20 protein-coding genes are annotated in these 22,342 nt (G+C 57.1%); 15 read left to right on the forward strand and 5 right to left on the reverse strand.

What is annotated here, in order from left to right:
- Positions 1-76 precede the first annotated feature (76 nt).
- From JZX89_RS14545 to JZX89_RS14560, 4 genes are all read right to left on the reverse strand, one after another.
- On the reverse strand, positions 77-958 hold the full coding sequence (locus tag JZX89_RS14545; protein WP_206591282.1) for an NAD(P)-dependent oxidoreductase: 882 nt from the start codon (positions 956-958) through the stop codon (positions 77-79).
- Between the two features lie 31 nt (positions 959-989).
- Entirely contained in the window at positions 990-1,877 is an 888-nt protein-coding gene (locus JZX89_RS14550; RefSeq protein ID WP_207134475.1) for an amidohydrolase family protein, read from the reverse strand.
- Positions 1,877-2,899 carry an amidohydrolase family protein gene (locus JZX89_RS14555; RefSeq protein ID WP_206591284.1) on the reverse strand — a complete coding sequence of 341 codons (1,023 nt, stop codon included), beginning with the start codon at positions 2,897-2,899 and terminating at the stop codon, positions 1,877-1,879. Before JZX89_RS14555 ends, JZX89_RS14550 begins: the two co-directional genes overlap by 1 nt.
- 146 nt (positions 2,900-3,045) lie before the next feature.
- The gene (locus JZX89_RS14560; protein WP_245445477.1) at positions 3,046-4,335 is read right to left on the reverse strand and encodes a LysR substrate-binding domain-containing protein; all 1,290 of its coding nucleotides are present in this window, start codon (positions 4,333-4,335) and stop codon (positions 3,046-3,048) included.
- A gap of 229 nt (positions 4,336-4,564) precedes the next feature.
- Between JZX89_RS14560 and dctA the strand changes: the two genes are divergently transcribed.
- From dctA to JZX89_RS14625, 13 genes are all read left to right on the forward strand, one after another.
- Positions 4,565-5,896 (forward strand): C4-dicarboxylate transporter DctA, encoded by a 1,332-nt coding sequence (gene dctA, locus JZX89_RS14565; protein WP_080803480.1) that lies wholly within the window; start codon positions 4,565-4,567, stop codon positions 5,894-5,896.
- Positions 5,897-5,936: 40 nt separating this feature from the next.
- Positions 5,937-6,608: a 4-carboxy-4-hydroxy-2-oxoadipate aldolase/oxaloacetate decarboxylase gene (locus tag JZX89_RS14570; protein WP_103660236.1), complete on the forward strand. Its 672-nt coding sequence runs from the start codon at positions 5,937-5,939 to the stop codon at positions 6,606-6,608.
- Positions 6,601-7,665: a 4-oxalomesaconate tautomerase gene (locus tag JZX89_RS14575; protein WP_207134476.1), complete on the forward strand. Its 1,065-nt coding sequence runs from the start codon at positions 6,601-6,603 to the stop codon at positions 7,663-7,665. The genes JZX89_RS14570 and JZX89_RS14575 overlap by 8 nt, the downstream gene beginning before the upstream one ends.
- 159 nt (positions 7,666-7,824) lie before the next feature.
- Complete coding sequence (locus tag JZX89_RS14580) at positions 7,825-8,778, forward strand: Bug family tripartite tricarboxylate transporter substrate binding protein (RefSeq protein WP_246746714.1); 954 nt, start codon at positions 7,825-7,827, stop codon at positions 8,776-8,778.
- Between the two features lie 195 nt (positions 8,779-8,973).
- Positions 8,974-9,924 (forward strand): VOC family protein, encoded by a 951-nt coding sequence (locus tag JZX89_RS14585; protein WP_207134478.1) that lies wholly within the window; start codon positions 8,974-8,976, stop codon positions 9,922-9,924.
- A gap of 579 nt (positions 9,925-10,503) precedes the next feature.
- Positions 10,504-11,865: a CapA family protein gene (locus tag JZX89_RS14590; protein WP_206591287.1), complete on the forward strand. Its 1,362-nt coding sequence runs from the start codon at positions 10,504-10,506 to the stop codon at positions 11,863-11,865.
- Positions 11,866-11,969: 104 nt separating this feature from the next.
- Positions 11,970-12,983 carry an ABC transporter ATP-binding protein gene (locus tag JZX89_RS14595; RefSeq protein WP_080803466.1) on the forward strand — a complete coding sequence of 338 codons (1,014 nt, stop codon included), beginning with the start codon at positions 11,970-11,972 and terminating at the stop codon, positions 12,981-12,983.
- Positions 12,980-13,924 carry an ABC transporter ATP-binding protein gene (locus tag JZX89_RS14600; protein ID WP_206591288.1) on the forward strand — a complete coding sequence of 315 codons (945 nt, stop codon included), beginning with the start codon at positions 12,980-12,982 and terminating at the stop codon, positions 13,922-13,924. The genes JZX89_RS14595 and JZX89_RS14600 overlap by 4 nt, the downstream gene beginning before the upstream one ends.
- A 4-nt stretch (positions 13,925-13,928) precedes the next feature.
- Positions 13,929-14,882, forward strand: a complete 954-nt coding sequence (locus tag JZX89_RS14605) for an ABC transporter permease (RefSeq protein ID WP_206591289.1) — start codon at positions 13,929-13,931, stop codon at positions 14,880-14,882.
- Positions 14,879-15,829, forward strand: a complete 951-nt coding sequence (locus JZX89_RS14610; RefSeq protein WP_080803458.1) for an ABC transporter permease — start codon at positions 14,879-14,881, stop codon at positions 15,827-15,829. Before JZX89_RS14605 ends, JZX89_RS14610 begins: the two co-directional genes overlap by 4 nt.
- Positions 15,774-17,555 carry a peptide ABC transporter substrate-binding protein gene (locus tag JZX89_RS14615; protein ID WP_246746733.1) on the forward strand — a complete coding sequence of 594 codons (1,782 nt, stop codon included), beginning with the start codon at positions 15,774-15,776 and terminating at the stop codon, positions 17,553-17,555. The genes JZX89_RS14610 and JZX89_RS14615 overlap by 56 nt, the downstream gene beginning before the upstream one ends.
- Before the next feature lie 54 nt (positions 17,556-17,609).
- Positions 17,610-18,617, forward strand: a complete 1,008-nt coding sequence (locus JZX89_RS14620) for a D-2-hydroxyacid dehydrogenase family protein (RefSeq protein ID WP_206591291.1) — start codon at positions 17,610-17,612, stop codon at positions 18,615-18,617.
- A 10-nt stretch (positions 18,618-18,627) separates the two neighbouring features.
- The gene (locus tag JZX89_RS14625) at positions 18,628-19,827 is read left to right on the forward strand and encodes an MFS transporter (protein ID WP_207134479.1); all 1,200 of its coding nucleotides are present in this window, start codon (positions 18,628-18,630) and stop codon (positions 19,825-19,827) included.
- Between the two features lie 14 nt (positions 19,828-19,841).
- On the opposite strand, the gene JZX89_RS14630 is transcribed toward JZX89_RS14625, so the two are convergent.
- Positions 19,842-20,747: a LysR family transcriptional regulator gene (locus JZX89_RS14630; protein WP_149895998.1), complete on the reverse strand. Its 906-nt coding sequence runs from the start codon at positions 20,745-20,747 to the stop codon at positions 19,842-19,844.
- A 117-nt stretch (positions 20,748-20,864) separates the two neighbouring features.
- On the opposite strand from JZX89_RS14630, the gene JZX89_RS14635 reads away from it, so the two are divergent.
- Complete coding sequence (locus tag JZX89_RS14635; RefSeq protein WP_080803447.1) at positions 20,865-21,068, forward strand: rubredoxin; 204 nt, start codon at positions 20,865-20,867, stop codon at positions 21,066-21,068.
- A gap of 27 nt (positions 21,069-21,095) precedes the next feature.
- Positions 21,096-22,307 (forward strand): NAD(P)/FAD-dependent oxidoreductase, encoded by a 1,212-nt coding sequence (locus JZX89_RS14640; protein WP_207134480.1) that lies wholly within the window; start codon positions 21,096-21,098, stop codon positions 22,305-22,307.
- Positions 22,308-22,342: the final 35 nt, after the last annotated feature.

The raw sequence follows: 22,342 nt of genomic DNA on the forward strand, positions 1-22,342 counted from the left end.
CGTGGCGGCTCAAGGCGAATAAGATGGCCGTCCTCAAGGGCAATAAATTTCTGAAGAAATACACCTTTTCGAAACTTCATCTGTACAGATTTCGCAATAAAATATCAGCGCGTTGGCCTAGATCATCTGGACCGGGATTCTCCAGTAAAGCGCCAATCTCATCGTGCCATTCCATGGCAGACAAAGCCATTCTATTCGGTAACCCAAGCTCACTCAGAGTGGCGGCAACCTCACGCATTTCTGCTGCTCTACGCTTACCGTGAACCATCATCCGTTCTAGATTGTAGGATGAGCGGGTTTGCCACTCGATCCCTGGCTGAGATTGTTGCAACGAGGCGAGAACCCGTTCTTCAACACCAGCTTTTCTTGCCGCAAGTAGGCATTCGGCGGTTAGCGCCTCCAGACCTTTCACCATGACCGAGCGCAGCATCTTGATGGTCGACGCTTGCCCAACCTCCTCACCGGCAATATTTGCTTGCATGCCTAAGTGTTCTAGAATCGGGATCGCCGCTTGGGCGTGGCACCCGGAAATGAGCAACGGTGTCATATGCTTTGCAGGATAGACGGGAGCCATAACGGCCACGTCAACGTAGCGAACTCCGCGTTTTCCCAAAACTTTAGAGACGGCGACCTTGGTCGCGGGCGAACATGAATTACAATCAAAAAATAGTGCATTCTCCTCCAGATCGTCAGCGACTGAGATCGCAGCTTCCTGCGCCTGATCCGCCGTCACGACACTGAAGATCACGTCGCTATTGGCGAAGGCATGGTTTCGGTCAGTTGCACATTCAACACGAAGCTTATCACACGCCTCCATCAGGACTGTTTTTGAAGCGGGGTCTTCGATTTTGATGTCGAATGTCGAGATCCTTTCAACGTCCTCGAACGGAGGCGTCTCCCGCCATCCTGACACGAAAGCATACGCCGCTTCACCAAAGCCAAGAGTAGAGATTTTCATCGTCAGCTTCCTTTCGATAGGCCCAGAGCATTCAGCTCCAGTAGATCCGCATCGGATTTTCGACGAGGAGTTTCTGCTGCAGCAAGTCCGTCGGCGCGATACGCGGGATGATGTCGACCAGATGGCCGTCGTCGGGCATATGGTTCGTCATGTTGGGGTGCGGCCAGTCCGTGCCCCAGAGAACGCGATCTGGAAAGCGTTCCACCAAACTGCGAGCAAACGGTACGACATCGTCGTAATGCGGCGCTCCGACTTTTGACAGACGCTCCGGGCAACTGACTTTGCTTACAACATTATCATGTTCGGCCATCAACTTGATGAAACGTCCGAATTCCGGGCCGTCAACAGCCTTGGAAACGTCCGGCCGGCCCATGTGATCCACCACAACAGTCGTTGGCAGCGATGTGAAAAAGTTCCACCGCTCCTCCAGATCCGCTGCTTCGAAATAGATGACAATGTGCCATCCAAGCGGCGCGATCTTGTCAATGATCGCGTGGTAGTAGGTGTCAGGTTTCGGATCAACGAGACGACGGACGAAATTGAAGCGGACACCGCGCACGCCAGCCTCGTCCAACTCGTTTAGCTCGTCGTTGGACACCGTGTCGCGAACGGTCGCCACACCGCGCGCTTTGCTGTTGGAAGACCGCAGTGCATCGACCAAAGCACGGTTATCGGCACCGTGACACGTTGCCTGAACGATAACGTTGCGTTCGAAACCAAGATAATCCCGCAGGGCGAACAACTTGTCCTTACCAGCATCGCAAGGGGTGTATTTCCGCTCGGGCGCGTAAGGAAATTCGTCGCCGGGTCCGAACACATGGCAATGTGCATCGACTGCACCGGCTGGTGGGCGATAGGCCGGCTTGCTGGGGCTGGGGTCGAAGCTCAACCAGTTTGGATCCATTGTAAACGCGGCCATTACAACCCCCTTGTTTTGAGTTGGGCGTCGAGGCGCGGATAGACGCGGCGGGCGTTCAGTTCGAATACTTTTCGCTTGTCCACGTCCGGAATATCGAGAGCATCGACATAACGCTTGGTATCATCGAAATAATGCCCGGTCTGCGGATCGATACCACGCACAGCTCCGACCATCTCGGAGCCGAACAGGATATTGTCGATGTCGATGACCTCGAACAGCAGATCAATTCCGGGCTGGTGATAAACGCAGGTGTCAAAGAACACGTTCTTCATGACATGTTGATCCAGCGGCGGTCGCTTCAGCATATCTGCAAGTCCGCGAAACCGGCCCCAGTGATAGGGAACCGCGCCGCCTCCATGCGGGATGATGAAACGCAGGTCGGGAAAATCCTTGAAAAGATCGCCTTCGAGGAACTGCATGAAAGCGATCGTGTCGGCGGCGAGATAATAGGCCCCCGTGGCATGCATGGCGCAGTTGCAGCTTCCCGACACATGGATCATGGCTGGCACGTCGAGTTCGACCATCTTCTCGAAGAAGGGATACCAGGCTTTATCCGTCAAAGGCGGCGAGTCGAAACGACCGCCGGACGGGTCAGGGTTCAGGTTGCAGCCAATAAAGCCGAGTTCGGAAACGCACCGCTCAAGCTCGTCGATTGACGTGGATATCGAAATCCCCGGTGTTTGAGGTAACTGGCAAACGCCCACGAATGTCTCAGGATAGAGATCCACCACCCGTTTGATGAGGTCGTTGGAGCGTCGCGCCCAAACCTTGGCCGCCGATTGATCTCCGACATGCGGTGCCATGGCTGAAGCCCGGGGTGAAAAGATTGTCATGTCCGCACCGCGTTCGCGCAACAGCCGCAACTGGTTGGCTTCGATCGTTTCGCGGATCTCGTCATCCGAGATCTCGGGATAAGCGGGATCGATATCGCCGCCATTCGCGATGGCGTCTTCCTGCTGGCCTCGCCACGTGGTGTGGGGGGCAGGCGCGGTGGTGTAATGGCCGTGGCAATCAATAATCATGGCGTTGTGGTCCTCCAACATTTCCAATCAGCCGCAAGCGTCGGCTTCGGCAGCGTCAATGATCAACGGAGGGCGCCAGGCGCGGTCAGGCTTGGCGAGCTGTTCTCCTCCCTCGTCGTAAAAGCTTTATACGCGTTCGGTCGTCGCTAAGCATATCGGAACGAGTTTCGCGCCATTAGTTTTTCTGAAGTCCAGTCGCTGCATGCCCGTCGGAATTCTGCCACGAACGCGGCCTGGAGGCGTGTCGGCCGCCAATCGTCACGTACCGTCAGCCCGATTTTTCGCTGCGACGAAAAAGCACTCGGCACTTCGACCAACAGTCCGGCTCGACGCTCAAGGATGAACTGATCGCGCGACATCAGGGTCAGCCAGTCATCGCTGAGCATTAAACCTCTGCTGATCGCGACCGAATTGCTCTCGATGCGCATCGCCGGTGGATCTATGTCGCGCTCGGAAAACATTTCATCCCAACGCACCCGCATGGGGGCCCTGCTCGCCGCGATGATCCATGGGAAATCCCTCAAGCGGCCATAGTCGAAATCGTGCTCCATGGTCAGCGGGTGGTCAGCCCGTGCGACAATCACGAGATCATCATCAAACAATTCCTCCTGAACGACATCCTTGGAGGGCGCTGGCTCGCGGATCGCACCAATCAGGACATCCATCTGACCAGTGCGCAGATTTGTCAGCAGGTCAGGGTAGGGTCCCTCAAGCACGGTAATTTTCGCGGCCGGATAGGCGCTAGAGAACCTGGCAAGCGCCCGTGGCAGAAGGATTGCCTGCGCCATGGGCAACGTTCCGATGGTGATACGCCCGGCACCCTCCAGCCGCAATGCCGCCAGTTCGTCGAAGCCAGCCTCGAATTCAGCAAAGGCCAATTGCGCGAAACGCAGAAGATGTGCCGCAGCAGGGGTCGGCTGAACCGTTCGTCCATGGCGCGTCAGAAGCAATATCCCCAAAAGTTGCTCAAGCTCTCGGGCCGAGCGATGGAGGGCTGGTTCTGATAAACCCGTTACCTTCGACGCCAGTGCGAAACTTCCGGCCTGATCGACGGCCGTCAGCGCTCTCAGTTGGCTGAGCGTGATGCGGCGCTCGATATTTGGTAGCGCCGGCAAACGGGCAGAACGCCGAACGCCCTGCCCACCTTTGACGATATAGGCAAGCGCTCTTTCGATCCGTTCCGTCATCAACGCGCCCGCCGGGGTCATGACCACTCCGCCGGGCTGACGCTCGAGAAGATTGCAACCAACCTGCGCTTCGACCTTTGCCACAGCCTGCGTGACGGCCGGCTGCGACAGGTTCATCGCAAGGGCAGCATTACTGATGCTTCCGGTCCGACCGGCAATGGCGACCGCCTCGAAGTGGCGGAGATTGATTTCACGATGCGTGTACATTGCCATACTTAACCAGAACTTATGGCAGGTGCGCAATTCCATTTTGCTTTTTCCGGCGGCTCGTCGCTTAATTTCACAAGGAGGACGAGGAGGAAGTGTTCCGAAAATCTGACCGACTGCGCCTTCGTCGTGGCATGTCCGCGGTTTCGGATCGTGTGGATCAAATCGATTCCTCTTCACGTGCTGCTGTTCGGACAGGGGTGGGATTTCACAGTCTGGCTTCCGAACGACAGCACCGTCCGCATACGTGATTCAGGGAGGAGACCAACACGTGGCTTATTCAAGTGCAACCAATCCCTCGCCAACCAAGGCGAGTGACCGCAGCAGATTTGGGATTTTCGGGCAGCTCTGGTTCCAAGTGCTCGCAGGAACCATATTCGGCATTCTTCTCGGACATTTCGCACCGGACATCGCCGTTGCAATGAAGCCGTTTGGCGATGCCTTCATCAAGATGATCCGCATGATGATCGGACCCATCATCTTCGTTACAGTTGTCCATGGCATCGCCGGCATGAACGACATGAAAAGTGTGGGGCGCGTTGCGCTGAAGTCGATTATCTATTTCGAGGTCGTCACGACGATCGCGTTGGTTTTCGGACTTGTCGCTGTCAATCTCTGGAAGCCCGGAGCGGGCATGAACATCGATCCGGCGACACTGGATGCCTCGTCGATCAAATCCTACGTAGCGACGGCTCACGACCAGTCGATGACGGCATATTTCATGGGCATCATTCCCGATAGCTTCGTCAGTGCCTTTACGCAGGGACACGTCCTCCAGGTTCTGTTCATCTCGGTTCTTTTTGGTATCGCACTGGCGTCGATCGGGGAGCGCGGCAAGCCGGTCTTTCATGTGATCGAGAGCGCCTCGCAGGGCTTTTTCAAGATCATCGGTTACATCATGTATTTCGCCCCGCTTGGCGCGTTCGGGGCCATCGCGTTCACCATCGGCCAGTTCGGCACGTCGTCGCTATGGTCTCTGGGTTCGCTGATTATCGAGTTCTTCGTCATCTGTGCCCTGTTCACGGCGATCGTTTTCGGCGGGATTGCCCACTGGTGTGGCGTCAGCCTGTTGCGACTGTTCAGCTATCTATGGGACGAGATCATTATTGTCGCCGCCACAACGTCGACCGAGACCGTCCTGCCACGGCTCATTGAGAAGATGGGCAAGGTGGGCTGCGAGGAATCTGTCGTAGGATTCGTGGTCCCTGCGGGCTACTCGTTCAATCTTGATGGCACATGCCTTTATCTGACGACGGTCGCTGTTTTTCTTGCCCAGGCCACAAACACGCCTTTGACGATCTGGCATGAGCTTAGCCTAATCGGCGTGCTTCTTCTGACATCCAAGGGTGCGGCAGGTGTAGCTGGTGCGGCTTTTGTCGTTCTAGCGGCCACTTTGAGCACAACGGGTGCTATCCCTGTTGCCAGCATTGCGCTGATCCTTGGGATCCATCGTATTCTGGCCGAAGGCTTGACCTTCGTGAATCTCATCGGCAACGCGCTCGCTTCGATTGTTATTGCCAAATGGGAAGGCAAACTCGACGAGCGGATACTGGCGGAAACCGTCGGAAATGCGCGTCTGCGACGTGCGCACGGCGTAGCCTAAGACTGGATCCGAAAGCTTTTATACAAAGGGAACCAAAGACATGGGTATAGTTGTTCAGAATATCGAACGGGTTGCGGTCGACATCCTTGACCGGCTCGCCACTGCCGGTGTGGCGACCGTTCACGAGGCGCAGGGGCGCAAGGGGATGCTCGCCAGCTACATGCGTCCGATCTACGCGGGCGCGCAGATCGCTGGTTCGGCAGTGACAATCTCGTCCCCGCCTGGCGACAACTGGATGCTTCACGTGGCCATCGAACAGCTCAAGGACGGCGACATCCTCGTCCTGGCGCCGACATCACCCTGTGACAACGGCTATTTTGGAGACCTCCTGGCAACGTCGGCAATGGCACGCGGCTGCAAAGGGTTGGTGATCGATGCGGGTGTGCGTGACATCCGCGACCTGACCGCCATGGGCTTTCCGGTTTGGTCGAAGGCAATCTCTGCGCAGGGTACGGTCAAGGAGACCGTCGGTTCGGTCAACGTGCCGATTGTTTGTGCCGGTGCCCATATCGAGGCGGGCGATATTATCATTGCCGACGATGACGGCGTCTGCGTCGTCAAACGCACGGAAGCCACGGAAGTTCTTGCCGCGGCCGAAAAGCGCCTTGCCAATGAAGAGGCCAAGCGTAGCCGTCTTGCCGCAGGCGAGTTGGGTCTGGATATCTATGACATGCGCCCGACCCTGGAGAAGAAAGGTCTGCGTTATGTATGAGAACGGCATACCCTGCCTCTGGATGCGCGGCGGCACGTCTAAAGGGGCGTATTTTCTGGCCGAGCACCTGCCCGTCGATCCGCCTGAACGCGATGCGCTTTTGCTGCGCATCATGGGCTCGCCGGATCCGCGCCAGATCGACGGTATCGGCGGGGCCGACCCCTTGACGTCCAAGGTCGCCATCCTCTCACCCTCCAGCCGCGAGGATGCCGATGTCAATTATCTGTTTCTGCAGGTCTTCGTGGATCAGGGACTGGTCAGTGACGCCCAGGGATGCGGCAACATTCTGGCCGGGGTCGGACCGGCAGCGATCGAGCGTAGTCTGGTGGCGGCGAAAGACGGTGTCACGGAGGTCAGGATCCATATGGTCAACACCGGTGAAGTGGCAGTTGCCAAGGTCGTGACGCCAGACGGACGCGTCACCTATGCCGGCGATACCGAGATCGCTGGTGTGCCCGGGCGACACGCGGCTGTCCCGCTTCTGTTCGAAAACATAGCCGGATCGATGTGCGGCGCTCTTTTGCCGACCGGAAACGAGGTCGATGTGATCGACGAGATTCCGGCGACATTGATCGATAATGGCATGCCCTGCGTCGTGATGCGGGCTGCTGATTTTGGCCTGAGCGGTTCAGAAACGCGCGAGGAAATCGAGGCGAATGAAGCGGTTAAGTCGCGTATCGAAGCCATCCGTTTGAAGGCCGGCCCGATGATGAACCTGGGTGACGTGACGACAGCCTCTGTTCCCAAGATGACACTGGTTTCTGCGGCGCAAAATGGCGGTGCGATTTCTACCCGCAGTTTCATCCCCCATCGTGTCCACGCATCCGTTGGCGTGCTGGCTGCAGTGACGGTCGCCACGGCGACGCGGCTTGCGAATAGCCCGGCGGCGGATCTCGCGACGCAGCCGTCAGACGGACGATATCTGATCGAGCATCCAACCGGTGCCATGGAGGTGTTCCTCGATGCCGGACAGGATGGGGAAATCAAAGCGGCTGGCACTGTGCGGACCGCACGTAAGCTGTTCGAAGGATTGGTGTTTCCCGCACCTGCCAGCTGAGGCGGAATGGTGTTATGGCGTCCTCTCGAGGAGGAGCTTTGGGTGATGCTGCAACTAAGATGATAACGATCTTTGAGACGCCCGCCATGCGGGACAAGATAAATGGGAGGAGTAGACATGAACAGTTTGACAAGATGGGTTTGCCGGTGCGTTCTAATCATGACGATGGTCGGTTCGGCCCTCGCATCATCCCTGATGCCGACAGCGGCGGCAGAGAACTACCCCAGCCGTGATATCACTTTGGTCCTGCCATTCGGGCCGGGCGGCATCGCTGACATCACCGCTCGTATCGTCGCAAATGCGCTGGGTAAAAAGCTCGGCCAACAGATCATTATTCTAAACCAACCCGGTGCAGCAGGCGCGACGGCTGCCCGAGCCGTTCTCAATGCCGAGGCGGATGGCTACACTCTGGCACTGTTTTCGAATGGCACGGCAATAAGCGTTCCGCTGTTCAAGAAACTGCCGTTTGATCCGGTTGCAGAGTTTGTTCCGGTTTCGAGCCTTGCCTATTTCGATTTTGTCTTTGTCACCAAGGCCGACAGCAAGTTCAAAACGCTTAAAGATGTGCTTGATGCCGCCAAGGCCCAGCCAGGTGCACTGAACATCGGAACGATCAATACGGGAAGCAGCCAGAATCTGGCAGCTGAACTGTTCAAGTCAGTGACAGGTGTTGATTTCACCATTGTCCCCTACAAGGCGACGCCAGATCTGCAGGTCGCACTTCTCGGCGGTGAACTCGATATGATCATCGACAGCCAGACCGCACTCAAGTCTGCCTTGCAGCAGAATCAGGCCATTGCGATCGCATCGTCTGGGCCGCAGCGGTCCATTCTAACCGCAGATGTGCCGACCGCAACAGAGTTGGGTGTGAGCGGCTTCGACGTCACATCGTGGAACGCAATTTTTGCCCCGCAAGGAACCCCGCCCGACATTGTATCGGCGCTGAACGCCGCGCTGATCGAAGTGCTGTCAGATGAGGCGGTGCGCAAGCGTTTTGCGGATCTCGGCGTTGAGGCGCGGTCGAGCACCCCACAAGAGATCGGCAAACGTCTGGCTGATGACATCGCCAAGTGGGGAGCCGTGATCCAGACGGCCAACATCCCCAAGCAGTAAGAACATGCGTGGTTGGACGCAAGTCGATTGCAGACGCGTTGCCAGCGTGAACATGTTTGGCGTTCGCGCGCCTGCAAGCGCGATGTGTGGGCCGCTCTTACGCGGCCTGATGGGTTAGAGCGAAAGCCCGCCCCATGTTCCCGGTCCCGTGACCGGGAACGGTGTGTAAGGACAAGTGATTGGATGGAAAGAAACATGGAACCATGCTTTGACATAGCGCATCTGGCGCATGTCGAGATGTATTCGGACAGGTTCGAAGACAGTCTCGATTTTTTTATCAACGTCTATGGTTTAACCCTCACCGACAGGGACGAAAACTCAGCCTATTTGCGGGCGTGGGATGACTATGAATTCCACACGTTGAAACTCACCCGGCATACCACAACCGGTGTTGGTCATATCGCCTACCGGACCTCATCTCCGGAGGCGCTGGCCCGGAGGGTCGAAGTGATCGAAGCAAGCGGGTACCCGGTGATCGGTTGGGTCGATGGTGATCGCGGCCACGGCAAAGCCTTCCGCTTCGCGGACCCGTTCGGGCATGTCTTCGAAATCTACTTTGATACGGTACGCTACCAACCCCCGGTGACGGAAAAACCCAGACTGAAAAATTTGGCGCAACGGTTCCACGGTCGCGGATGCCATCCACGCCGGCTCGATCACCTCAACCTGTTGGCAAGTGACGTTTCGGAATTCCGCCGTTTCATGGAAACATGCCTGGGCTCGCGTGTGACAGAAATGATCCAGCTCGACAACGGTCGGCTTGGCGGCTGCTGGTTCACCATCAACAACAAGACCTACGATCTTGCCTGCACCGAGGAGCACGGACGCGGCGATGGTCGGCTGCATCATGTTACCTACGCGACGGATACGCGCGAGGATATTCTAAGGGCAGCGGATATCTTTCTGGAAAACGGGGTCCATATCGAAACCGGGCCACACAAGCATGCCATTCAGGGTACATTCTTCCTGTATGTCTGGGAGCCGGCTGGAAACCGCGTCGAACTCGCCAATTCCGGTGCCCGCCTGATCCTCGCCCCCGACTGGGAACCGGTTGTCTGGACAGAAACGGAGCGCAAGAAAGGCCAGGCATGGGGCCTGAAAACAATCGAGACATTCCATACGCACGGCACGCCACCAGCCATTTAGTAAGACGCATGATTTCGGTTGGCGGCAACATGATATTGGGACGCACGTGACGCAAAAGGTGCTGTAGCGCGAAGGCACGTCTGCGATGTATGAAACGTCGTCGGCAAAGCCCCTCTGGCACGCCTTATTGATAGATGCACCGCGCCATCGGGCATAGCCGCCAGGAGCGATCGATCTCGATGGGTTAACTCGCAATCGTGAACCGTCCCACGAAGCCGCATATCCGAAGATATCGGAAAGCCCAAGGTGGGCAGGAATAGCCCTCAAACGCGCTGCATACATGTTGTGATCAACGAGATGCCGGGCGTCTTGTTTCGGTGAGAGGATCCGGGCGCGCACAGCCGTCGCGTGATCTGAATGTCTGGGTCCCGCAATTGCGGCAACATCACGAAGATATGCCAAAACGGCATTTCTGAAAGGCGCATTACGAAACTGGTGATATCGCAGAGTGCTGATATGGTTGCTGGGCGATCGAAGGAGAGCGGTCGCAAGGGAGTTTCCAGGTTTACGCAATCAAGAATGCAGCGATGCACGGGTCGCACAATGGTGGCGAGGCGGCAGCACGTGCAGGAGGTTATTATGGTATCATCTCGGAATTGGAAAGTTAGTCTGGCCGGCGAAGTCATGGTGAGCAGGCCGTTCAGCATGCATGACGAACCGGAGTTTCAAAAGGTCTGGGAATTGCTGAAAGACGCCGACGTGACTTATGGTCACCTCGAAATGAATTTTGCCGAATATGAAGAATTGAAATGGCCTGCACGCGGACAGGGCATTGGCAGTTTCATGATGTCGGACCCTGAAATCGCCAAGGACCTGAAGTGGGCTGGCTTCGACATCATGTCGACGGCGCACAATCACAGTTTCGATTTCGGTGCAGAAGGTCTGTTCGCCACGAAAAAGCACATGAAAGCGGCCGGCATCGTCACAGCAGGCACTGGTGCCGATCTCGAACTTGCCAGCGAACCTGGATATGTCGAGAAGAAAAACGGACGTGTCGCGCTTGTCTCGACCAGTTCCGGCAACCAGCATTTCATGTGGGCGGGTCATTCCAAAGGCGCACTTCGTGGCCGGCCTGGCGTCAATCCGCAGCGTCTCACGTTCGAGTTCATGCTCGACCAGGAGACGGCCGATCAACTCAAGGCCTTTGCCGATAAGCTCAATATTGCCAAAAAGCCAAAGCACGGCCGGGAGGGCTCCTTCGGGATACAGATCCCGGGTGCACAGCAATGGGGCGATCCGGAATCGTTCTTTGTCGGCGACCACTGCGAAATCATCAGCCGTTGTCACAAGCGCGATCTCGAGCGCAATCTGCGCTCTGTCCATGAAGCGAGGGAAATGGCCGATCTGGTCATCGTCGCGCATCATTTCAGCGTTTCCGACGGTCCGCGTGGCGATACTCCGCCAGGTTTTGTGAAAGAGTTCGCTCGGGCTGTCATCGATGGTGGTGCCGACATTTACGTCGGCCATGGCTGGCACCGGACGCTCGGCATTGAAATCTACAATGGCAAGCCGATTTTCTACGGTGTCGGAAATTTCTTCGCACAGTCGGAATTCATCCAGCGCGTGCCCTATGACAGCTACGATGCATGGGGACACGATGTCGACCGCCTGCAGACACTGACGCCAGCCGCTTATCCACTGCATCCGGGCCTCGATACTCCGGTCGATACATGGTGGAGCTCGGCGATCATCCAACTCGAAATGCAGGACGAAAAGCTGAAACGCATCCTGTTGCATCCGGTCGAAATGGGCCGCGATACGACACCTGACGTTAAGCAGACCCGCCGCACCGGAAACGGCGAACATCACAACACGGAAGGTCGTCCGATCCTGGCAAAGGGAGATGACGCTGTCCGAATTCTTGATCGCTATCGCCGTCTGTCCGAGCCGTTTGGAACGACGATTGTCATCCGGGACGGTGTCGGTGTGATCGAGCTGTAAACAGAAAGACCGAATTGCGGCGGAGGAGGATGCCGCCGCAATTCGACAAGAACGACCAGATTGGCCGGATGAACAACGGCCATGGACACGTAGGGAGGTAAAGAATGCAACAAGCGATCCAATCGGATTTTGATGCGAGCATTTCGCAGGCGACGGTCGGCTCGCGCGCGTTGCTCGACGTTCGCGATCTTACCGTCAGCTTCCCGAATGGTGCCGGTACCACCCAGATCGTCAGGGGCCTCGACTATTCCATCGCCAGGGGCGAGACACTTGGGATCGTCGGCGAAAGCGGTTGCGGCAAGACGATGACATCGCTGGCATTGCTTGGGCTCATTGCTGGAAATGGCAAGGTCGGTGGTACGATCGGTTTTGATGGCCAAAACCTCGCGGCCTTCAGCCAGAAGCAATGGCAGAGACTGCGCGGCCGGCGCATTGCGATGATCTTCCAGGAGCCGATGACGGCGATGAACCCGGTGATGTCGGTAGGCCGCCAGATTAGCGAAGTCCTGGTCAAGCATGAGAATATTTCCAGGAAGGAAGCTGCCAGCCGCGCCGTAGACCTTCTGGATCAGGTGGGTATTCCGTCGCCGGCGCGCAGGGCAGAGGATTATCCGCATCAATTGTCCGGCGGGATGCGCCAACGCGCCATGATCGCCATGGCGCTGGCGTGTAAACCCGACCTTCTTATTGCTGATGAACCGACGACCGCGTTGGACGTCACCATCCAGGCGCAGATCCTCGACCTGATGCTGACGCTTCAGGACGAGGCAAGGATGTCGATCCAGTTCATCAGCCACAATCTCGCGGTGGTCTCGGAGGTCGCCCACGCGATCATGGTGATGTATGCGGGAAAGGCCGTGGAATACGCACCCTCCCAGGCACTGTTTGAAAATCCACTTCATCCCTATACCCAGGGACTGATCGCGACCCTTCCCGATCCGGACAGACCGGTCAAGCGCCTTTATGTCATTCCCGGGCGGGTCACCTCGGAAGCCATCCCGGGATGTCGCTTTGCCAGGCGCTGTCCACTTGCCGACGATCACTGTCGCGCGGTTGAGCCAGCGCTTCTTGACGTCATTCCCGGCCATCGCGTTGCATGTCACAAGGCAAATCCATGACCGACCTTCTCACGCTCAATCACATCAATGTCGACATTCCACTAGGCGGCGGCTTTATGAAGCCCAAACTGTGGCTGCAGGCGGTTAACGACGTCTCTCTGACCGTTGCCAAGGGCGAAACCTTGGCACTGGTCGGCGAAAGCGGCAGCGGCAAGAGCACGCTTGGGTTCGTCGTGGCGGGACTGCGAAAGCAGACCGGCGGGTCGGTGACCTTCAACAGCAGCAGGCCAACGCCAGACGGCAGGCCGCCGGTTCAGGTCATCTTTCAAGACCCGTTCTCGGCACTTGATCCACGGATGATGGTCGAAGATATCGTCGCGGAGCCATTGAGGCTGGCGGGCGTCCCTGCGGCAACGCGTAGCGCCCGCGCCATTGAGGTTCTCGGGCAGGTAGGCTTGCCGCCGGAAGCGGCCCGTCGGTATCCGCATCAGTTCTCCGGCGGCCAGCGCCAGCGCATCGCCATTGCGCGTGCCCTGATCGCGGAACCCGAGATGATCGTCGCCGACGAACCGCTCTCGGCGCTGGACGTTTCCATCCAGAGCCAGGTCCTCAACCTGCTCGACGACATAAAGCAGCAGCACGGCATCAGCTATCTTTTCATCAGCCACGATCTTGGCGTCGTTCGCCATCTTGCCGACCGGGTGGCGGTTCTCTATCTGGGCCGTGTGATGGAAATCGCAAGTCGAGATGATCTCTTCGAGACCCCCAGTCATCCTTACACACAAGCGTTGCTTGCTGCCGTGCCGCGGATCGGCAGGGGCAGGCGAAAGCGCGAGCAGCTTCTCAAGGGTGAAATGCCGTCTCCGCTAGCGCCGCCATCGGGCTGCGTCTTCCATACACGCTGTCCCAAGGCTCAGGGTATCTGCCGAACGGAAAAACCGCTGCTTTCGCCGGCACCCGGTCGACCCAAGCAACTCTCCGCCTGCCACTTCAAGGATTGAACCGATGTTGAGATATACGATATCGCGTCTTCTCCAAGCGGTCCTCGTCATTTTGGTGATGTCGCTGCTTCTCTTCATGCTGATCGGCCTGATGCCGGGCGATCCGGTCGAAAACATGCTGGAGGGCAACCCCTCGCTGACACCGGAATCCATGGCCCAGATGCGCGCGCTTTACGGCGTCGATCAGCCGATCTGGACGCGTTACGGCCACTGGCTGGTTTCGGCCCTTCACGGTGATCTGGGCTATTCGAGCGTTTATTTCCGTCCTGTGATGGATGTCCTGGGCCCAGCCGTCATCCAGACGGCAAAGCTGTTGATCCTGACGGAACTGATCAGCATTCCTCTGGCGATGCTGCTGGGTGCGATCGCTGCGCGCAAGCCCGGTGGCTGGACCGACAGCCTCGTCAGCCTGTTTGCCTTTGCTAGCATTTCGCTGCCGGGCTTCTGGACATCTTTGATCCTGATCATCGTGTTTTCCGTCAAGCTCGGCTGGTTGCCGGCCAGCGGCACGCCGCTGTTGGGTGATGCTTCGCTTGCCGAGCAGCTCTATCACCTGATCCTCCCGGTCACGGTGCTGACCTTCTTCCACGTGGGACCGCTCGTTCGATATGTGCGCGCGTCGATGATCGAGACGCTGAACTCGGACTTTGTCCGCACGGCACGGGCAAAGGGACTATCGGAATCCACGGTCGTCATGCGCCATGCTCTGCGCAATGCACTCATTCCTATGGTGACAGTGCTGGCCCTTGGCTTTGGATCCCTTTTTTCAGGAGCGCTCGTGGTCGAGACCATCTTCGGCATGCTCGGAATGGGCAAGGTCATTTACGACTCGATTAGCAACATCGATTTCAACCTGGCTCTCGTCGGCCTTCTTCTGGCAACCATCGTCACGCTAGTGTCGAGCTTGCTTGCCGACCTTGCCTATGCCTGGCTCGATCCGAGGATTTCGCTGACATGAGTACTGTTACCATTGAAAGCCGGCCGCTGAAGGCCGAGAAGAACTCCGTCTGGAGCAAGCGGTGGGATCGTTTTCGGCACAACAAGCTGGCGATGATTTCACTTGTTTTCCTGCTCGTACTGACAATTGCCTGCGCAATGGCGGGCCCGATCGAATATTTCAGTGGCATCGATGCGAACGCGACCAATCTGCTGAGGCGTTTCAAACCACCGTCAGTCCAGCACTGGCTTGGAACTGACGAAATTGGACGCGATGTGCTGCTCCGTCTGCTGTATGGTGGGCAGGTGTCGATCGCGGTCGGGCTGCTGGCTACGCTCATCACCGCAGCCATCGGCATCGCTATCGGCGTCACTGCCGGCTATATCGGTGGTCAGTTCGACAATATTCTGATGCGGATGACAGACTGCATCATAGCGCTTCCGCTGATCCCCGTTCTGATCGTGCTTGGCGCGGTTGATCTCACCAAGCTCGGCCTCAGCCCGGATGCCGCGACCTCGCCAACCGCGGTCTTCCTCCGGATTGTCATCATTATCGCTCTGGTAGACTGGACCACCATCGCCAGGATAGGCCGGGCTGGAGCAATCGGCCTGCGGGATGTCGACTACGTCAGGGCGGCAAGCGTCAGCGGTGCCAAGGGTCGCTACAACGTCTTCGTCCATGTGCTGCCCAACATCGCCACGCCGTTGATCGTTGCGATGACGCTTTCGGTCGGACGTATCATCCTGTTTGAATCGACGCTCAGCTTCCTTGGTTTCGGAATCATTCCGCCGACGCCGACCTGGGGCAACATGCTGACCAATGCACAACAGTTGATAATTTCCGCACCAATGCTCGCCGTCTATCCCGGTCTGTTGATCTTCGCCACCGTGATGGCGGTCAATTTTGTCGGAGATGGCGTTCGGTCAGCATTCGATCCACGGGCTGATTCCGGTTCGTCTGGGCATTGAACGTTTAAAACAGAAATCTAGGGAGGAGAACACGATGACGTCTGTGAGATCAACCATTAAGAGATTTACAAAGGCTGCGCTGACCGGGGTGGCGATAGCGGTTGCTGGCACTTCGAGCGCATCGGCGCAGGCAAACAAGAGCCAGCTTGTCGTTGGGCAGCTCCAGTTTCTCACTAATTTCCACCCGTTGATCCAGGTCAACAACACCAAAAGGCTGGTGGTCAACTATTCGCTTCGGCCGATGACCGCGTTCGATCAGGATGTCGTCAATCAATGCATTCTTTGCGAGACGTTGCCAACCATCGAAAATGGGCTCGCAAAGATCGTTGATTTGCCCGACGGCAAGAAGGGCATGAAGGTGACCCTCAAACTGAAGAAGGGTCTGGCCTGGGGAGATGGCCAACCGGTGACGTCAAAGGATATCGCATTCACCTGGAAAATGGCTCGCGACCCGAAGATCGGCTTTTCGAACTATAATTCCTGGGACCGCGCCTCGGCAGTGGATGTGGTCGACGAAAGCACCGTGATCCTGACGCTGCCGCAAATCCTGTCAAGCTACAACTCCTGGGACCAGGTCATTCCCGAGCATCTCGAAGGGCCAGTCTACGCCGCCAATCCAACACTCGAAAGCTACGTGAAGCAGTCTCTTTACAACACTCAGCCGACCAATCCGGGCCTGTGGAATGGCTCCTACCTGTTGAGCGACTATCAGATAGGCACTCGCATCGTCTTCACTCCAAATCCGCATTGGGTCGGTTCAAAGCCGCATCTGCAGCGCATCGTTTTGAGTTACCGCGACAACTCTTCCTCACTCTTGCAGAACCTGTTGGCTGGTTCCGTCGATGCGGTTCCTGTCAGCCCCGGCGGTATTAGCTTTTCCCAAATGCTCGATTTGAGGGCACAGCAGCCGACCAAGTTCAATTACCATTTGGACTACGGGACAAACGTCGAGCGCATCGCCATCAACTTCGAAAATCCAATCCTCAAGAACAAGGCCGTTCGCCAGGCTCTGCTATATGCGATTGACCGCCAGGCCATCAGCGACGAACTTTTCGGCGGCCTGCAACCCGTGGCCAATGGCATTTTGAGTGATCAGAACGTTTACTACAACAAGGACATGACTGTTTATAAATACGACGCGGAGAAGGCGAAAGCCCTCCTAGCGGAGGCGGGATGGAAGCCCGGGGCCGGTGGCATCTGCGTCAACGACAAGGGCGAGCGGCTATCCTTGGAACTGGTTTCGACGGCAGGAAACCAGACGCGTGAACAGATTGCCCAGGTCCTGCAGAGCCAGATGAAGGAAGTTTGCATCGAGATAAAGCCCAACTTCGTTCCACTGCAGGAATTCAATGGCGATATGGCGAGAAAGCGCAAGTTCAAGGCGCTGATCATGTCTTCGATCGACTTTTCTCCCTCTGTGTCCCCGCGTATCGCGCTTGGCTCCGACACCGTTCCCAAGCCTGAAAACAACTTCGTCGGCAACAACTTCTCTGCCTATGCCAGCCCGGAGATGGACAAGGCCATTTCTCAACTTGAAGTCGCGCTCGATCCCCAGGCGACGAAGGATGGATGGGCCGAGGTCCAGAAGATCTTCGCCGAAGATCTGCCGATGCTACCGCTCTACTTCTACCCACGTGCCTATGTTGCCGTTCCGGATCTCGTCAATTTCCGGCAGGGCACGCTCGACCCGCTGCAGATCTGGGCTGAAGAATGGGAGCGGAAATAACGCTGGGCGTCTGAGAGCTTGTCTGTCGAGCAACACATAAAGCAGGGAATTTCTATGCGGATGAATATAGCCATCCTTGACGATTATATCGGTGTTTCGCAGCAGGTCGCCGATTGGACATCGTTGACCTCCCGCGCCAATGTTGTGGTGTTCGACAGACCGCTTGCCGTTCCGGACGAGGCCGCACGAGCGCTTGCGGACTTCGATGTGATCTGCACTCTGAGAGAGAGAATGCCGATCCCGTCGGAACTAATCACTCGCTTGCCGCGCCTCAAATACATCGTGGTGACCGGCAAGAGATATGACACGGCGGATGTTGCAGCGGCTGCTGCGCACGGCATTCCCGTTTCCAATACCCCCGTCGCAGGTACCGGTGCCGGGGGTGTTGCAGAACTCACCTGGGGTCTTATTCTGGCGGCCACTCGGCATATCGCTTCCGAAGATCGGATGATGCGAGATGGCGGATGGCAGCATCAGGCAGGCACGACGATCGGCGGGAAGACACTCGGTATCCTCGGGCTCGGCGGGCTTGGCCGCCGCGTTGCGGAAATCGGCAAGGTGTTTGGCATGGATCTCGTGGCCTGGAGCCAGAACATGACTGACGAGCAGGCGACAGCGTGCGGCGCGCGGCGCGTGACCAAGGAAGAGTTGTTTGCAACCTCCGACATTATCACGGTACATCTGGCATTGAGCGAGCGTACCCACCGTATCGTTGGCCCGAACGAATTGCGGATGATGAAGAAATCCGCCTATCTCATCAACACGGCGCGCGGTGCAATCATCGACGAGCAAGCGCTCATCGATGTCCTGGCGTCCGGTGCAATCGCCGGTGCTGGACTCGATGTCTTCGAAAACGAGCCGTTACCGATCGACCATCCGTTCCGAAATCTTCCCAATGTGGTGATCACGCCGCATCTTGGCTATTTCACCCGCGAAATGCTGGGAACCTATTACGGCGATGCGATCCGGCTGATCGGATGTTTTCTCGACGGCAAGCCCGATCGCGTGGTCAACATGGTCAAGCCGGAGACCGCGGCGTCAACAATCCTGACATGTCGATAAAAGTTCGCACATGTCGCTGATACGGCTACTGTCGCGGGGGCAGTTTGCGGTCTATACAGCCGGCAACTGCATTTCGCTTGTCGGAACCTGGATGCAACGGATTGCCTGCAGCCTGGTTGTCTGGGATATGACGCAATCGGCGGCATGGCTGGGAGTGCTAGCTGCAGCTGATCTTCTGCCGACGATCGTTGTTGGACCGCTGGGCGGAGCTGCAGCCGACAGGTGGAATGTTCTCAAACTGAACCAACTTTGCCAGTTCATCCTCGCGGTGATCGCGACACTTGTGGCTGCGCTCATCTATTTCGATCTTTTGTCTCTGTGGACCCTGATCGGAGCGATCCTGTTTCAGGGCTGCATCATTGCCCTTGGACAACCGGCACGCATGACGATCGTCCAGGAGCTGGTCAGTCGGGACGACGTCCCGAGAGCTGTCGCCATCAATTCGATGAACGTCAATCTCGCCCGACTAATCGGCCCGGCCTTGGCCGGCCTTCTTATTGTACAGTTTGATGTCGTCTGGGTGTTTGTTCTGAATGCCATCGCCACCATCGTCTTTGTTCTGGTCCTGCACCGAGTGAAAGCGCCTATGGCGGGCCTGAAGGACCAGCCAGTTGGAAATTTTTTGATCGAGATCGTTGAGGGCTTCCGATATGTTGCCTCCAATCGCGGCATGCGCCGGATGTTGCTCCTGCTTCTCGCAGGTGGAATATTCGTTCGTGCGATTGCGGAAATGCTTCCGGCATTTGCCGCCGGATTTTCCGGTCCGGCGGCAACAGGCCTCGCCGCGCTGACCTCGTCCATGGCATTCGGGTCGGTCACTGCCGGTCTGACCATGAATTTATATATTGTCCCTTCGAAACTGCCGATCCAGGTCACGATGGCATGGCTGCTCGCTGCCCTTACAGCGATCGCCTTTGCTCTCAGCCATTCTTTATGGCTCATGGCGCTCTTTGCCGCGGCAATGGGTTATCTAAGCTCGGTCAGCCTTGTGGCGACGCAGACCTACATACAACTAGCAGCACCAGCCGGGTTGCGAGGCCGAGCGCTGAGCATTCACGGCCTGATTTTCCGGGCAAGTCCTTCATTGGGTGCAATGATCCTTGGCTTTACTTCGGATGTCTTTGGCTTGACCATGCCGGTCCTCGCCAGTGCAACAGTCATGATCGTCATCGTGGGGCTGATAGGGCTTTGCTCGTGCAGTTCAAAGTGACGATGCCTTAACGCTCATGATTCTTGCAGCAGACGAAGGCTCAAATCTCGCAATATCCGAAATGCCGCCTCGTGCAATTTGTTGGAAAGCCGGCGCGACGGCAGTACAAGCTGGACGGAAAGAATAAGCTCGGGGCCGATGATCTTGCGCAGGGCCAGACCGTGTCCCGCATCAGGGCCCTTCGATGCGAGAGTGCGTTTAGATGCGACAGTGAAGCCATATCCGTCCCTGGCGAGGTCGAACATCGTGTCGAGAGGATCGAGTTCAAAGACGATATTGAGCTTCTGTCCCATCCGCGCTAGCTCAGAATCGAGTAGCACCCTGGTGCTGTTCGGCCGGCAGGCGATCACCATCGGGAGTGAAGCAAGCGATTCCAGCATGACGGGATCGGTGTCATTGAAAGCACCCTCGCGGCCAATTAGAAAAAGATTTTCGTCCACCAGATCATGGATCTCCAGCATGGCAGACGAGGGGGCGTCATACATGATCGCCATGTCTAGTCGGCCCGATAGGATCCATTCCTGCAACTGGTTAGATCGGCCGTGGACAAGCATCACCTGTGCGTCGGACAACTCGTCCCGAAGCTTGCGAATCAAGGCCGTCGCGATCGCAGTCGAAATCGTGGCGGGCAACCCAATCGCCACCTTGCCGGACTTTCCGGTCCGGGAGTTTTCGATATCTTCATAGGTACGCTCGATCTGTCGCAGAATGCCGCGAGCATTGTCCAGAAGACGCTCGCCGGCTTCGGTAAGTTCAACACCGCGTCCATTGCGGATCAGCAGCCTTTCCTTGAGCTCCGTTTCCAGGTTCTGGACCTGTCTGCTCAGCGCGGGTTGGGCGACGTGTAAAAACGCAGAGGCCCGGCTGAAGCTGCCAAGTTCCGCGACACGTACGAAATAACTGAGCTGCCGAATATCCACGCCGCTACCTCCTCCAGATATGCCGAAATGATATGTCTGATAGTTATCCAGAACGTCTAGCGATATCAAGCATCCCGTAATAGCTTCTATCATCACGTCAATTCTGGAGGAGATGCGATGTCGGTTACAGATGACCTTTCGCAACGGAGCGATTTTAAAATTTGGCAGTGTATTTTGTGTGCCTATGTCTACGACGAGGCACTTGGCGATCCCGACGGCGGCGTAGCTCCCGGGACCAAATGGGAGGACGTCCCGGACGACTGGGTCTGTCCTGAATGCGGTGCTCGCAAGAGCGAGTTCGACATGATCGTCGTTGGTTGACGACACAGGGATACGGTGGTTCTCGTTATGGCAGGCATATTGATCCTAGGCGCATCCCATTCAGGCGTCGCTACTGCGGCAGCGCTGCGTGTCGCTGGCTGCGAAGACGCCGTCACATTAGTGACCCAGGAAAGGGCGTTGCCCTATCATCGACCACCTCTTTCCAAGGATGGGCTGACAAAACAGGACTTCGCGCCGCCTCTTCTGCGCCCGCAGAGCTTCTACGCCGCCAATCGCATCGAACTGAAGCAGGGCGTGATGGTCGAGAGCATTCACCCTGCGGAAAAATACGTCCTCTCTACCAACGGAACACGTTACCCTTATCAAAGGCTGATCCTTGCCTGTGGCGCAGAGTCCCGCCGTCTGCCGCGGACGATCGATCCAGATGGGATCGCACACTATTTGCGCACTCATGATGACCTTCAAGCATTGAAAGCCCGTCTATCCCAGGCCGGATCTGTCGCGATCATCGGCGGGGGACTGATCGGGGTGGAAATAGCCGCGATCGCGGTTGAGAATGGCCTTCGCACTACCATCATCGAGGCAGGCAACCGGCTAATGGAGCGAACTGTGAGCAAGTCGATTGCCAATTACGTGCTGGACCGGCACGAAGCCAGAGGGCTCAGCGTCAGGTTCGGCGTGACGCTGACAGCTCTCCATCATGACAGCGGGCGTGGTGCCGATATAGTGACGCTCGACGGCGGTGAAACGATCGCGGCCGACCTTGTCGTGGCGGCAATCGGAGCGGTACCGCACGACAGTCTTGCTGGTCGCGCCGGACTGAAGGTGAATGGTGGGGTTCTATGCTCAGAGACGGGGCTGACATCGGATCCTTCGATCTATGCGGTCGGGGATTGTTCGGCCTGGTACGATCCAATTCTCCAGCGTCACATTCGCAATGAGGCGGTCAATCCCGGTCAGGATCAGGCCAAGATAGTCGCCGCCTCCATCGCGGGCTCGCCCTTGCCGGTCAAGCGGCTTGCACGATATTGGTCGCATCAGGCAGGGATCCAGATCCAGATGGCCGGGGACGTACATGGCTCCGATATGGAGGCGGTTCTCAATGCACCCGTCAGTGGCGCATTCTCTGTGCTTGGATTTAAAGGCGATCGCCTGATTGCCGTGCAGACGATCAACGGCGCACAGCAGTTCGGCAAATTGCATGACATGATCGGCATGGACCGCGATGCGCTGGCGGTTGCCCTAGGCGTCGAATTTCCACCACCGCACCATCACTGAACACAGACCGTAAACCCATCGTCAGAGGAGGACTT

It is taken from the genome of Agrobacterium burrii, from assembly GCF_017313405.1.
Lineage (GTDB): Bacteria > Pseudomonadota > Alphaproteobacteria > Rhizobiales > Rhizobiaceae > Agrobacterium > Agrobacterium burrii.

Coding starts and splice junctions, on each gene's coding strand:
- JZX89_RS14620 (WP_206591291.1), top strand. CDS start 17,610: ATGCGGATGAATATAGCCATCCTTGACGATTATATCGGTGTTTCGCAG.
- JZX89_RS14635 (WP_080803447.1), top strand. CDS start 20,865: ATGTCGGTTACAGATGACCTTTCGCAACGGAGCGATTTTAAAATTTGG.
- JZX89_RS14560 (WP_245445477.1), bottom strand. CDS start 4,335: ATGGAATTGCGCACCTGCCATAAGTTCTGGTTAAGTATGGCAATGTAC.
- JZX89_RS14580 (WP_246746714.1), top strand. CDS start 7,825: ATGACGATGGTCGGTTCGGCCCTCGCATCATCCCTGATGCCGACAGCG.
- JZX89_RS14600 (WP_206591288.1), top strand. CDS start 12,980: ATGACCGACCTTCTCACGCTCAATCACATCAATGTCGACATTCCACTA.
- JZX89_RS14610 (WP_080803458.1), top strand. CDS start 14,879: ATGAGTACTGTTACCATTGAAAGCCGGCCGCTGAAGGCCGAGAAGAAC.
- JZX89_RS14585 (WP_207134478.1), top strand. CDS start 8,974: ATGGAACCATGCTTTGACATAGCGCATCTGGCGCATGTCGAGATGTAT.
- JZX89_RS14590 (WP_206591287.1), top strand. CDS start 10,504: ATGGTATCATCTCGGAATTGGAAAGTTAGTCTGGCCGGCGAAGTCATG.
- JZX89_RS14575 (WP_207134476.1), top strand. CDS start 6,601: ATGTATGAGAACGGCATACCCTGCCTCTGGATGCGCGGCGGCACGTCT.
- JZX89_RS14545 (WP_206591282.1), bottom strand. CDS start 958: ATGAAAATCTCTACTCTTGGCTTTGGTGAAGCGGCGTATGCTTTCGTG.
- JZX89_RS14605 (WP_206591289.1), top strand. CDS start 13,929: ATGTTGAGATATACGATATCGCGTCTTCTCCAAGCGGTCCTCGTCATT.
- JZX89_RS14595 (WP_080803466.1), top strand. CDS start 11,970: ATGCAACAAGCGATCCAATCGGATTTTGATGCGAGCATTTCGCAGGCG.
- JZX89_RS14570 (WP_103660236.1), top strand. CDS start 5,937: ATGGGTATAGTTGTTCAGAATATCGAACGGGTTGCGGTCGACATCCTT.
- JZX89_RS14640 (WP_207134480.1), top strand. CDS start 21,096: ATGGCAGGCATATTGATCCTAGGCGCATCCCATTCAGGCGTCGCTACT.
- JZX89_RS14615 (WP_246746733.1), top strand. CDS start 15,774: ATGGCGTTCGGTCAGCATTCGATCCACGGGCTGATTCCGGTTCGTCTG.
- JZX89_RS14625 (WP_207134479.1), top strand. CDS start 18,628: ATGTCGCTGATACGGCTACTGTCGCGGGGGCAGTTTGCGGTCTATACA.
- JZX89_RS14550 (WP_207134475.1), bottom strand. CDS start 1,877: ATGGCCGCGTTTACAATGGATCCAAACTGGTTGAGCTTCGACCCCAGC.
- JZX89_RS14555 (WP_206591284.1), bottom strand. CDS start 2,899: ATGATTATTGATTGCCACGGCCATTACACCACCGCGCCTGCCCCCCAC.